The organism is Streptomyces zinciresistens K42, from assembly GCF_000225525.1.
Classification (GTDB): Bacteria; Actinomycetota; Actinomycetes; order Streptomycetales; family Streptomycetaceae; genus Streptomyces; species Streptomyces zinciresistens.
In genome coordinates this window covers 18944-31464 of sequence record NZ_AGBF01000064.1, presented here as the reverse complement: position 1 = coordinate 31464, position 12521 = coordinate 18944, and the positions used below count along the sequence as shown (strand labels likewise).

The 12521-nt window shown below is 71.8% G+C and carries 8 protein-coding genes and 2 CRISPR repeat arrays (1 of these 10 cut by a window edge); all 8 genes read left to right on the top strand.

Going from position 1 to position 12521, the window contains the following annotated elements; all coding sequences use genetic code 11:
* Window positions 1-22: 22 nt before the first annotated feature.
* Window positions 23-2373: direct repeats of the CRISPR family, unit length 29 nt; unit sequence CTGCTCCCCGCGCTCGCGGGGATGGACCC.
* Between the two features lie 255 nt (window positions 2374-2628).
* The 8 genes from SZN_RS18960 to cas2e are packed head-to-tail and all read left to right on the top strand — an operon-like array spanning window position 2629 to window position 11973.
* The gene (locus tag SZN_RS18960; RefSeq protein ID WP_043731713.1) at window positions 2629-5556 is read left to right on the top strand and encodes a CRISPR-associated helicase/endonuclease Cas3; all 2928 of its coding nucleotides are present in this window, start codon (window positions 2629-2631) and stop codon (window positions 5554-5556) included.
* Window positions 5553-7247, top strand: a complete 1695-nt coding sequence (gene casA, locus SZN_RS18955) for a type I-E CRISPR-associated protein Cse1/CasA (protein ID WP_007497426.1) — start codon at window positions 5553-5555, stop codon at window positions 7245-7247. The genes SZN_RS18960 and casA overlap by 4 nt, the downstream gene beginning before the upstream one ends.
* Window positions 7244-7957: a type I-E CRISPR-associated protein Cse2/CasB gene (gene casB, locus SZN_RS18950; RefSeq protein ID WP_007497424.1), complete on the top strand. Its 714-nt coding sequence runs from the start codon at window positions 7244-7246 to the stop codon at window positions 7955-7957. The genes casA and casB overlap by 4 nt, the downstream gene beginning before the upstream one ends.
* Window positions 7954-9180: a type I-E CRISPR-associated protein Cas7/Cse4/CasC gene (cas7e, locus tag SZN_RS18945; protein WP_007497422.1), complete on the top strand. Its 1227-nt coding sequence runs from the start codon at window positions 7954-7956 to the stop codon at window positions 9178-9180. The genes casB and cas7e overlap by 4 nt, the downstream gene beginning before the upstream one ends.
* Window positions 9177-9905 (top strand): type I-E CRISPR-associated protein Cas5/CasD, encoded by a 729-nt coding sequence (gene cas5e / locus SZN_RS18940; RefSeq protein WP_007497420.1) that lies wholly within the window; start codon window positions 9177-9179, stop codon window positions 9903-9905. Before cas7e ends, cas5e begins: the two co-directional genes overlap by 4 nt.
* A 2-nt stretch (window positions 9906-9907) precedes the next feature.
* On the top strand, window positions 9908-10612 hold the full coding sequence (gene cas6e / locus SZN_RS18935) for a type I-E CRISPR-associated protein Cas6/Cse3/CasE (RefSeq protein WP_007497418.1): 705 nt from the start codon (window positions 9908-9910) through the stop codon (window positions 10610-10612).
* Window positions 10613-10615: 3 nt separating this feature from the next.
* Window positions 10616-11608: a type I-E CRISPR-associated endonuclease Cas1e gene (cas1e, locus tag SZN_RS18930; RefSeq protein WP_007497416.1), complete on the top strand. Its 993-nt coding sequence runs from the start codon at window positions 10616-10618 to the stop codon at window positions 11606-11608.
* Complete coding sequence (gene cas2e / locus SZN_RS18925) at window positions 11605-11973, top strand: type I-E CRISPR-associated endoribonuclease Cas2e (RefSeq protein WP_007497414.1); 369 nt, start codon at window positions 11605-11607, stop codon at window positions 11971-11973. Before cas1e ends, cas2e begins: the two co-directional genes overlap by 4 nt.
* A 328-nt stretch (window positions 11974-12301) precedes the next feature.
* Window positions 12302-12521: a CRISPR direct-repeat array (repeat unit 29 nt; unit sequence CTGCTCCCCGCGCTCGCGGGGATGAACCC); it runs 53 nt beyond the window's last position.

The window sequence follows — 12521 nt, the reverse complement described above, 5'->3', positions numbered from 1 at the left end:
CACACCGCAGATGCAACAGCGCCTGCTCCCCGCGCTCGCGGGGATGGACCCGGCGGCCTGGGCAGGGTCAGGGCCTCATGCAGCTGCTCCCCGCGCTCGCGGGGATGGACCCGAGCTGGTGGCCTCTATCGTGGAGATGGAGTGGCTGCTCCCCGCGCTCGCGGGGATGGACCCTGGCCGAGCCTCATTCGGTGGGGGTGAGAAGTGCTGCTCCCCGCGCTCGCGGGGATGGACCTGCGGGCGACCGCGCGGGGCGACCGGGTGGTGCCTGCTCCCCGCGCTCGCGGGGATGGACCCACGGCGGCGGCCGGGCCGGAGCGTGTCCGGCTCTGCTCCCCGCGCTCGCGGGGATGGACCCAGCTTCTTCGCGGCCCTGAGATTGTTCATGGGCTGCTCCCCGCGCTCGCGGGGATGGACCCGAGCCGGCCGCCGCCGACCACGTCGCCAAGATCTGCTCCCCGCGCTCGCGGGGATGGACCCCGGATCGGCTACGCCGAGTCCCCGATCGCGGACTGCTCCCCGCGCTCGCGGGGATGGACCCCACCTCGCCCCAGGGATGCGGCAGGCTGGAGGCTGCTCCCCGCGCTCGCGGGGATGGACCGCCCGGGTCACGGACTTGGCGGTGCCGGGCACCCGCTGCTCCCCGCGCTCGCGGGGATGGACCGTCTTGTCGTGGTTCCTGAAGGAGTTCCAGGACCTGCTCCCCGCGCTCGCGGGGATGGACCCAGCAGCGCGGTGCCGCCGACCTTGGTCAGCCGCTGCTCCCCGCGCTCGCGGGGATGGACCCACCCTGTGGGGCGAGTCCCCTTGGGCGGGCGTCTGCTCCCCGCGCTCGCGGGGATGGACCCCAGGCCGCGCTGAAGGCCGAGCCGATCTCCAACTGCTCCCCGCGCTCGCGGGGATGGACCCTGGCCGTTCGCGTCGGTGTCCAGCTCGATGTCCTGCTCCCCGCGCTCGCGGGGATGGACCCCGGTCGTGGAAGCTCCCCGCCAAGCACTGCGGCTGCTCCCCGCGCTCGCGGGGATGGACCCGAAACGAGCCCCGGCGGTGCGGGAACACCAACCTGCTCCCCGCGCTCGCGGGGATGGACCCCCCAACCCATCACAGAAAGAAGAGGTCACCGTGCTGCTCCCCGCGCTCGCGGGGATGGACCCGCGACGGCGGCGCAGGTGCGCACCGCGCTGGCCTGCTCCCCGCGCTCGCGGGGATGGACCCCGGTGAGGCGGAGAGGCGCCTCGATCAGGTGCCTGTTCCCCGCGCTCGCGGGGATGGACCCGTTCAAGGTCTACAACGTTCACGGGTAAAAAGACTGCTCCCCGCGCTCGCGGGGATGGACCCACGAGCAGGTCGACCACGCTGGACGCGAACGGCTGCTCCCCGCGCTCGCGGGGATGGACCCGGGCCAATTCCGGGACAGCACTGACCGACCAGCTGCTCCCCGCGCTCGCGGGGATGGACCCGTGTACGCCGGCGTCCGCTACGCGATGAGCCGCTGCTACCCGCGCTCGCGGGGATGGACCCCACCTGGAAATCCAACTGGAGTAGGGGGCGCCCTGCTCCCCGCGCTCGCGGGGATGGACCCCAAACCCGCAAGGTGAAGGTTAAGGTCAAGGGCTGCTCCCCGCGCTCGCGGGGATGGACCCCACCGGCCAGCCCGCCGAGACGCAGCAGGCGACTGCTCCCCGCGCTCGCAGGGATGGACCCGCGACCGGGCCAAGGCCCTCGCCTACGAGGAGCTGCTCCCCGCGCTCGCGGGGATGGACCCAAGACCGGCGCCACCGAAGCCCACCTGCACCACTGCTCCCCGCGCTCGCGGGGATGGACCCGTGCTCGACATGTCGGACGAGGCCGCCGAACTGCTCCCCGCGCTCGCGGGGATGGACCCGTGGGCACGGCCATCGTCGGCACTGCCCAGCTCTGCTCCCCGCGCTCGCGGGGATGGACCCCGGCCGATCCAGGGCGAGGACCTGGAGCGGGACTGCTCCCCGCGCTCGCGGGGATGGACCCTCCCTCACCTTGAGCTTGAGCCCGGACACGTTCTGCTCCCCGCGCTCGCGGGGATGGACCCCACCCGCACGTATCGACTCCGGAGGAACGGTGCTGCTCCCCGCGCTCGCGGGGATGGACCCGGCCCGGGGGCCTAAGCCCGGACCGCTTCTGACTGCTCCCCGCGCTCGCGGGGATGGACCCCACGCCTCGAACACCGGCCAGTACTGGGTGAGCTGCTCCCCGCGCTCGCGGGGATGGACCCCGGTACCGCTTCTACGTGAAGATCGGCCCCGACTGCTCCCCGCGCTCGCAGGGATGGACCCGTTCTGCCGGTACGGGGCGTGCGCCCCGTTTCCTGCTCCCCGCGCTCGCGGGGATGGACCCGAGGCGATCACCAACGCCAGTGAGGCGATGGCCTGCTCCCCGCGCGAGCGGACGGACTTCCTCCGTCGGTCAGCGCACCGCGGCGTCTACGGCTTGTTTCGAATCTGAGCGATTCTGCCACTTGCTGAGGGTGTTTGATCACTTCGTACTATTGTGCCCCGTTCGTGTTCCCCTCCCTGTTGAATATGCGCCGTGCGTGGCGATGACAGCGGGCCGACGCCCCTTGGGGACCGGTTGACAGGTGCGGCCCGGACCGTGTGGGCGAAGCACGATCGGGATACGGCGAAGTGGCTGCCGCTGTGGCGGCACATGGCGGACAGTGCCGCCGTCGCCGGGCTGCTCTGGGATCACTGGCTGCCGCGCAACGTGCGGGAGATGCTGGCTGGGCCGCTGCCCGGGGGAGAGGACGACGGGCGGCGGTTGTGCGTGTGGTTGGCCGGCACGCATGACATCGGGAAGGCGACACCCGCGTTCGCGTGCCAGGTGGACGAGCTGGCCGGTGTGATGAATGCGGCCGGTCTGGGGATGCGTACGCGCAAGCAGTTCGGCGACGACCGGCGGATGGCCCCGCACGGGCTGGCCGGGCAGGTGCTTCTGGAGGAGTGGCTGGAGGAGCGGCACGGGTGGACGCGGCGGGCGTCGGGGCAGTTCGCGGTCGTCGCGGGCGGTCATCACGGAGTTCCGCCGGATCATCTTCAGCTGCACAACCTCGATGCCCATCCTGAGCTGCTGCGGACTCCGGGTCCGTCCGAGGCGGTGTGGCGGCGGGTGCAGGGCGAGTTACTGGATGCCTGCGCCGGTGCGTTCCAGGCCGAGGAGAGGCTCGCCGAATGGCAGCGGGTGAAGCTGCCGCAGCCGGTGCAGGTCCTGCTCACCGCCATCGTCATCGTGTCCGACTGGATCGCGAGCAATCCCGGCCTCTTTCCGTATTTCCCCGAGGAGTATTCACGCGGCGAGGCCGAGAGGATCACGGCGGCATGGCGCGGCCTGACGCTCCCGGCTCCATGGGCTCCCGCCGAACCGCGCGAGACGGCGGCCGAGTTGTTCGCCACGCGCTTCGGGCTGCCGCCGGAGGCGCGGATCAGGCCCGTCCAGGAGCAGGCGGTGACGATGGCCAGGGCCATGCCGGAGCCGGGCATGCTGATCATCGAGGCGCCGATGGGCGAGGGCAAGACGGAGGCCGCGCTCGCCGTCGTGGAGGTGTTCGCGGCCCGCTCCGGAGCCGGCGGCTGCTACGTCGCGCTTCCCACGATGGCGACGAGCAACGCCATGTTGCCGCGCCTGCTGGACTGGCTCGGCCGGCTCCCGGGCAGCGTCGTGCCGGATGACGAAGCAGGTGCCGGATTCCCCGCGGATCCGCCCGCCGGGGAGCCGCACTCGGTGCTGCTCGCCCATGCCAAGGCAGCCCTCCAAGAGGACTACGCGCTGCTGTTGCGGAGCGGCCACCGCACGATCGCCGCAGTGGACGCGTACGGCGGCGAGTACGCACAGGAGACCGGCGGGGCCAGGAGCGCGTCCGCCGATCTCGTCGCCCACCAATGGCTGAGGGGTCGAAAGAAGGGGCTGCTCGCGTCGTTCGCCGTCGGCACGATCGACCAGCTCCTGATGACCGGGCTCAAGAGCCGCCACTTGGCCCTGCGGCATCTCGCGATGGCGGGCAAGGTCGTCGTGATCGACGAAGTGCACGCCTACGACGCCCACATGAACACCTACCTCGACCGCGTGCTGTCGTGGCTCGGTGCCTACCGCGTACCGGTGGTGGTCCTTTCCGCGACGCTCCCCGCCGCCAGGCGGGCGGAGTTGGCCGAGGCGTACACCGGATCGAGCACCACGGCCGTGAGAGACGCCACCGGCTATCCGCTGCTGACCGCTGTCTCCTCCGGATCGGAACCGGTGACGGCGTCGCCCGCGCCCTCCGGCCGCCGCACCGATGTCGCGCTGGAAGCACTGGCGGACGACGACGCCGTACTCGTTGACCGCCTGGCCACGGAACTGGCCGACGGCGGCTGCGCGCTCGTCGTACGCAACACGGTCGATCGCGTGCTGAACACGGCGGCCACGCTCCGGGAGAGGTTCGGTCCGCAGCACGTCACCGTCGCGCACGCGCGCTTCCTCGACGTCGACAGAGCACGCAAGGACGCCGCGCTCCTGAGACGTTTCGGTCCGCCGGACAGCGACGGCCGGTCGCCGCACCGCCCGCGGCAGGCCCACATCGTGGTGGCCAGCCAGGTGGCCGAACAGTCACTGGACGTGGACTTCGACCTCCTGGTGACCGATCTGTGCCCGGTGGACCTGCTGCTCCAGCGGATGGGCCGGCTGCACCGGCACCCGCGCGGCGAGCGGCAGAGCGACCGGCCGCCCCGCCTGCGGAATCCACGGTGTCTGGTGACCGGTGCGGACTGGCAGTCGGCGCCGGCGCCCGAACCGGTGCGGGGCTCGCGCAACGTCTACGGCGCCTACCCGCTGCTGCGCTCCCTCGCCGTCCTGGCCCCGCACCTGGGCACGACGGACGGGCCGGACGAGCCGGTACGCCTCCCGGAGGACATCAGCGTCCTCGTGCAACTCGCCTACGCGGAAAGCGAAGAGCACTGTCCGTCCCCGTGGGCCGAGGCTCTCGGGACGGCGCGGGCCCGGCACGAGGAAGACCGCGCGAAGCAGCAGCGGAAAGCCGAGGTCTTCCGGCTCGACGGGGTACGCGGGCCGGGCAGACCGCTCATCGGCTGGATCGATGCGGGCGTGGGGGACGCGGACGACTCCCCGGCCGGGCGCGCGCAAGTGCGTGACAGCCGCGAGAGCCTGGAAGTCCTGGTGGTGATGCGCCGGTCGGACGGCACCCTGCGCACGTTGCCCTGGCTGGACGGCGGACGCGGCGGACTCGAACTGCCCACCGGCGCCGTGCCGTCCGCGCGGGCCGCCAAAGCGGTCGCCGCGTGCGGCTTGCGGCTGCCGTACCACTTCTCCTTTCCCGAGGAGTTCGATCAGGCTCTGGCCGAACTGGAGGAGTTGTACGTCCCCGCCTGGCAGGAGAAGGAGAGTCACTGGCTCGCGGGCGAGCTGGTTCTCGCGCTCGATGAGGAGTGCCGGACCCGGCTGGCAGGGTTTTTCCTGACGTACGACCCCGATGAGGGCCTGATGGTGAGTCGTGACGAACCGAGCAAGAAGGAGGAAGGAGCAGCCCGATGACCACTGCGGAGCCGTCCTTCGACCTGACCGACCGCCCCTGGTTGCCTGTCCAGTTCACCGACGGGTCCGAGCGTGAGCTGTCCCTGCTCGACGTGTTCGACCAGAGCCGTGGCATCCGCCGGCCGGCCGGGGACCTGCCGACGCAGGACTTCGCGCTGCTGCGCCTGCTGCTGGCGATTCTGCACGACGCGCTGGGCGGTGCGACGCAGCAGGTGTCGGCGCCGGCCGACGTCGGGGAGTGGGAAGAGCTGTGGGAGGCCGATGCCCCCTTCGCGCCGGTCGCCGGCTATCTCGAACGTCATCGCGGCCGGTTCGACCTGCTGCACCCGCGGGAACCGTTCTTCCAGGTCGCCGGTCTGCACACCGCCAAGGAGGAGATCTTCTCCCTCAACCGGCTCGTCGCCGATGTACCCAACGGTGATCCCTTCTTCAGCATGAGAAGGCCCGGCGCCGACCGGCTCGGCTTCGCCGAGGCGGCGCGCTGGCTCGTGCACGCCCAGGCGTTCGACTCGTCGGGCATCAAGTCCGGTGCGGTCGGCGACCCACGCGTCAAAGCCGGCAAGGGCTACCCGCTGGGCGTCGCCTGGGCCGGGAACCTCGGCGGCGTACTGATCGAAGGCGACACCCTTCACGAGACCCTGCTGCTCAACCTGATGGCGGCCGACACCGCGCACCAGCACTTCGCAGAAGCCGACAGGCCCGCGTGGCGGGCCGAGGCGTGCGGTCCCGCCGAGGCCACCGACCTGGCCCAACGCCCCTACGGACTGCGGGACCTGTACACCTGGCAGTCACGGCGCGTCCTGCTCCACCACGACGCCGACGGTGTGCACGGTGTCGTGCTCGCCTACGGCGACCGGCTCGAACCGCACAACAAGCACCCGTACGAGCCGATGACGCGCTGGCGCCGCAGCCCCGCGCAGGAGAAGAAGCGCGGCGAGGCGCTCGTTTACCTGCCGCAGGAACACGATCCCGCGCAGACGGCCTGGCGCGGTCTGAAGGGTCTCCTCGCGGGACAGGAGGCGGGGACCACCCAGCGGGACGAGGGCGCCGACCGTCTGCCGCCCCGGATCGTGGAGTGGATCGCCCGACTGGCCACCGAGGGGTTCCTCCCGCGACGGCACCTGATCCGCGCCCGGGTCGTGGGGGCGCAGTACGGAACGCAGCAGTCGGTGATCGACGAGATCACCGACGACGGCGTGCTCATGTCCGTCGTCCTCCTCCACCGGGCGGACGACCGCTACGGGCAGGCCGCCCTGAGCGCACTCGGCGACGCGGAAGCCGCCGTACGCACGCTCGGAGACCTGGCCGCCGACCTCGCGCTCGCCTCGGGAGCCGATCCCGCTCCCGGCAAGGACGCCGCCCTCGACCTCGGGTTCGGCAGCCTGGACACGCCGTACCGCCAGTGGCTTCGCGACCTCGGTGCCGCGCCCGACCCGTACGCGCAGCGGGACCGGTGGAGGCGCCGACTCCACAAGACCGTCCTCGACCTCGGTGCCGGTCTGCTCGACGACGCGGGACTCGCCGCCTGGGAAGGACGTGTCGTCGACGGCAGGACCGGCCCGCGCTGGCTGAACGACACCGCCGCCGAACTCCGCTTCCGCACTCGCCTCGGCCGGCTCCTGACCGTCGCCCCGGACGAGCCCGCCGACCTGCCGACCGCTCGATCCGTTCCTCTGGAGTCGCCGGTATGACCGACACCACCTCCACCGCTCCGCCCGCGTCCGGTACCAGTGCCCGGCCACAGCCCCTCGGCCCGGTCGGCGCTGCCGTGCACCAGCGCATCGGCGTGCTCCAGCGCGGTTATCTCGACGACCGCAGCGACGCGGTCGGAGCACTGGCCCGGCTGCGCCGCGGCATCGGCCGGCCGGCCGGTGAGACTCCCGACCTGTGGGGCCTGATCGGCACCGAACCGCTCTACGAGCGCTACGAACGCGGCGACCTCACCGAAGAGGCGATGGGCCGGGCGGAAGAGGCCGCCTACGCCGCCGTCACGCTGTGGTCGCTGCACCAGCAGTCCCACCACACCGCCCGTATGCACCGCAGGCCCGGCCCCGAACTCGGCGCCGCCGTACGACGGCTGCACCCGGGAACCGAGATCGACGAACCCACCCGTAAGCGCTTCGTGCGCGCCGGCACCGCCGCAACGCCCGCCGAACTCGGCGGACGACTGCGTGACCTGGTCCTGCTCATGCGACGCGAATCCGTCCCGCTCGACTACGGCCTGCTCGCCGACCAGCTCCACACCTGGCAGCAGGCCGGCGGGCCTGCCCGCGTACGCCGCTCCTGGGGCAGGTCCTACCTCGCCGTCCGTCCGGTGCCGGCCGGCGGCGACCGGAACGACACCGGAGGCGGCACGGCGGACGAACCCGACACCACCACCCCGGAGGACGACACCCCGTGAGCCGCACCATCATCGACGTGCACGTGCTGCAGACCGTGCCGCCGAGCAACCTCAACCGCGACGACACCGGCACCCCGAAGACCGCCGTGTACGGAGGCGTACGTCGTGCCCGCGTCTCCAGCCAGGCGTGGAAGCGCGCCACCCGCCGGGCGTTCAAGGACCTGCTCGACCCGGCCGACCTGGGCGTGCGCACCCGCCGGGTCGCCGAACTCCTCGCCGAACGCATCACCGCGCTGCGCGAGGAGCTGAACGGCGACAACGCCCTCCGCCTCGCCGCGGAGACGCTGCGTGCCGCGACGGGTTCGAAGATCGAGGTGCCGCGGCGCAAGGCGGAGAGCGCGAAGAAGAAGGGCGAGCCGGAACCGCCGCCGGAGTCCTCGTACTTGATGTTCCTCAGCGCGCGGCAGCTCGACGGGCTGGCCGAGATCGCGGTCGACGGCGCCGACGACATCACCGCGTATCTGAAGGTCAAGGAGAACAAGGACAGGGCGCGCGGGATCGCCGACACCCGCCACTCGGTGGACATCGCGCTGTTCGGCCGGATGGTCGCCGACTCCGCCGGCATCAATGTGGACGCCGCCGCCCAGGTCGCGCACGCCCTCAGCGTCCACCAGGTCGAGAACGAGTCGGACTACTACACGGCCGTCGACGACCAGAACGAGAAGGACGAGGAGTCCGGGGCCGGCATGATCGGCACCGTCGACTTCAACTCGGCCACCCTCTACCGCTACGCCGCGCTCGACGTCGACCGCCTGCGCGACAACCTCGGTGCCGGCGCGCGCTCCGATCAGCCGCTGGACGAGCCGGTGCGCAGGGCGGTGCGGGCCTTCCTGCACGGCTTCGTGGCGTCCATGCCGACCGGCAAGGTCAACACGTTCGGCAACCACACGCTGCCCGAAGCCGTGATCGTCACCCTCCGGTCGGCACGGCCCATCAGCTTCGTGTCCGCCTTCGAGGAGCCCGTCCTCGCGGCGCGGGGTTCGGGCGGTCATCTGCGAGGTGCCTGCGCCCAGTTGCTCGCTCACGTCTCCGACGTCGAGAAGGCGTACGAGGTCACCGGGGATCCCACCTGGGTGCTCCGGGTGGGCGCCGCCACCGAGCCGCTGGCCGCCCTCGGCACCGCGGTCACCATCGGCGGCCTGCTCGACGAGGTGACCGACGCCGTCGCGGCCCGGTCGGCCGGCCGACCGGTCCGGGAGAAGGCCGAGGGCACTCGCGCATGAGCGAACCCACCGGCGTCCTGACGCTGCGCCTGGCCGGCCCGTTGCAGTCCTGGGGCGCGGCGTCCCGCTTCGCCCGGCGTGCGACGGAACGTGCGCCCACCAAGAGCGGAGTCCTGGGTCTGCTCGCGGCGGCTCAGGGCCGCGACCGCAGCGCCGACCTGTCGGACCTGGCGGCACTCCGCTTCGCCGTCCGTCTCGACCAGCCCGGCACACGCGTGCGCGACTTCCAGACCGCGCACCACGCCGACACGGGCAAGTCCATGCCGGTCTCCGAGCGGTTCTACCTCTCCGACGCGGTGTTCGTCGCCGCCGTCGAGGGTGACCGCGACCTCATCGGGATTCTGCACGCCGCGGTCAGGTCTCCGGTGTACCTGCCGTTCCTCGGCCGCCGATCCTGCCCCCCGTCGCGCCCCGTCGACCTCCGGGCCCACCCGTCCGGTCTGTGGAAGGCGCTGGAGGCCGAGCCGTGGCAGGCGTCCACCTGGGTGCAGCGCAGCCGCGCCCGCGAGCGCCGCGTCGAGTTGGAGGTCATCGCCGACCTGTCCGCAGGCGACGGCCCCGGCGACGCCGTACGGGACCAGCCGCTCAGCTTCGACCCGCGGCACCGCCGGTACGGCCTGCGCTCCGTTCACTCGCGCGCCGTCACCGTCGCCAACCCGCTCAGCGCCCCCCGCCGGGCCTTCGTACCGACACAGCACGATCCGATGGGACTACTGGAAGACTGACGATGTTCCTGACCCGATTCCGCATCAACACCGCGCGCATGGGCGCCCGCCGACTGCTCACGTCCCCTCAGAGCCTGCACGCCGCGGTGATGGCGTCCTTCGCGGAGCGGCCCGACCACCAGGGCGACGGTCCCCGCGTGCTGTGGCGTCTCGATCAGCAGTCACGCAGCGAGGTGCTGCTCTACATCGTCAGCCCCGGGCGGCCCGACCTCACCCACCTTGTGGAGCAGGCGGGCTGGCCGACCACGGGCGGCTGGCAGACCAAGCCGTACGCGTCCTTCCTCACCCGCCTCACCGCCGACGACACCTGGACCTTCCGGCTCACGGCCAACCCCGTCCACAGCATCAGGCGGCACGCCGCCGAGCCGACCAAGCGCACCGCGCACGTCACACCGCGCCACCAACTCGACTGGTTGCTCCAGCGGCAGAAAGATGCCGGCTTCGCGATCGTGGAACACGACGAGCCCCGTCCGGACGGACTCCCCGGTGCCTGGCACGAGGTCGCCGTCCACAACCGCGGCGACCTCTCCTTCGGCAAGCGCGGCGAAACCGACGACCGCGCGCACCAGGTGAAGCTGACCCGCGTCACCTACGACGGTCGCCTTCGCGTGACCGACCCCGACGCCCTGCGCCGCACCCTCACCTTCGGCCTGGGCAAGGCCAAGGCGTACGGCTGCGGACTGATGACCCTGGCGCCGGCGGAGTAACCGGTGAGCACCGTCGGCAGACGTCCGGCCACCAGCCCGCGCCAACTCACCCGAGTCGGCGACCGGTTGTCGTACCTCTACCTCGAACGCTGCCTCGTGCACCGCGACGCCAACGCCATCACCGCCGAGGACGCGGACGGCGTCCGCCACATCCCGTCCGCGACCATCGGCACCCTGCTCCTCGGCCCCGGCACGCGGATCACCCACCAGGCCGTGGCGGTCCTCGGCGAGAGCGGCGCGGCGGTGGTGTGGGTCGGCGAGCACGGCGTACGGTTCTACGCCGGCGGCCGGGCGCTGAGCCGCTCGTCCGCCCTCGTCGAAGCCCAAGCGGTCGCCTGGGCCAACCAGCGCACCCGCCTCGGCGTCGCCCGCGCCATGTATCGTCTGCGCTTCCCCGACGAGGACCCCGCCGAATGTACGCGCCGTCAACTGCTGGGTCGCGAGGGCGACCGGGTCAAGCGCTGTTACGCACAGGAGGCGGCCCGCACCGGAGTCCCCTGGCGAGGACGCCGCTTCACCCCGGGTGACTTCGGCAGCGGCGACGCTCCGAACCAAGCCGTCACCGCTGCCGCGCAGTGCATGTACGGGATCGCGCACACCGTGGTCGCCGCTCTGGGATGCAGTCCTGGACTCGGCTTCGTGCACTCCGGCCATGAACTGTCCTTCGTCCTCGATGTGGCCGACCTCTACAAGACGGATATCGGCATTCCCCTCGCTTTCGACGTTGCCGCGGAGGGCCCGGAGGACATCGGTCCCCGTACCCGGCGGGCCTTGCGTGACCGCATCAACACCACGAACCTGCTTGACCGTTGCGTGCACGACATCCAGGCGCTGCTCGCGCCGGACGGCCTCGGCCTGTCCGACGACGGTGACCGGGTCTCGCTCCAGTCCGACCGGGGCGCCGAGGTGGCCGCCGGCCGCAACCACGGCCACGACACGGCTGGTCCGGACCCCCTCACCCAGGACGCCCCCGTCCACGAAGGCGTCATCTGGTGACGGTCATCGTCCTCACCCACTGCCCCGCCGGCCTGCGCGGCTTCCTCACCCGCTGGCTCCTGGAAATCTCACCGGGCGTCTTCCTCGGCAACCCGTCCGCCCGCATCCGCGACGCCCTGTGGGACGAGGTCCGCCAGTACGCGGGCAACGGCCGCGCCCTCCTCGCCTACTCCACCGACTCCGAGCAGGGCTACACCTTCCGCACGCACGACCACACATGGCACCCCGTCGACCACGAGGGCCTCACCCTCATCCTCCGCCCGTCCGACCGCCCCGCCGACAACCCGACTCCGACATCACCCCAGCCTTCGAAGGGCTGGAGCAAGGCGTCCAAGCGGCGCCGCTTCGGGAACCGGACGCAGTAGCCTCGCCGAGGACGGGCCGGCCGCTCAACCGGCGCGGTCACAGGTGGCCGCCACGGCTCGGCCGACTCGGGGACGTCACGTACTCCCCGGCCGGCCCCGGGCGTTGTTCGTTCTCGTCCTGCCCGCCAGAAACACCCACGCTCGTGGACCGGGCGGGACAGGGGCCGCCAGTGGATCCGAACTCCCTCCGTAGTAAGCCGGGATGGATCCCCGTAGCCTGTTTGCTGGGCGGCCTCGGATTGACTCGCCCCATGTGCTCCTTATGTTCCTTTCTCTCATCCTTGCCGAAACAAGCACTGCTCATTGATGAAACCGCAGCGCAAAAAGCCTGCTCCCCGCGCTCGCGGGGATGAACCCGCTTCTTCACGGGGCGCCGACTGCTGGCGACTCTGCTCCCCGCGCTCGCGGGGATGAACCCCCGTCAGGACTTCCTGCGACGGCGGGAGGCCGCTGCTCCCCGCGCTCGCGGGGATGAACCCAGCCCTCACCCGAGGACTACGCCAACGACCTCCTGCTCCCCGCGCTCGCGGGGATGAACCCTCGGCGAA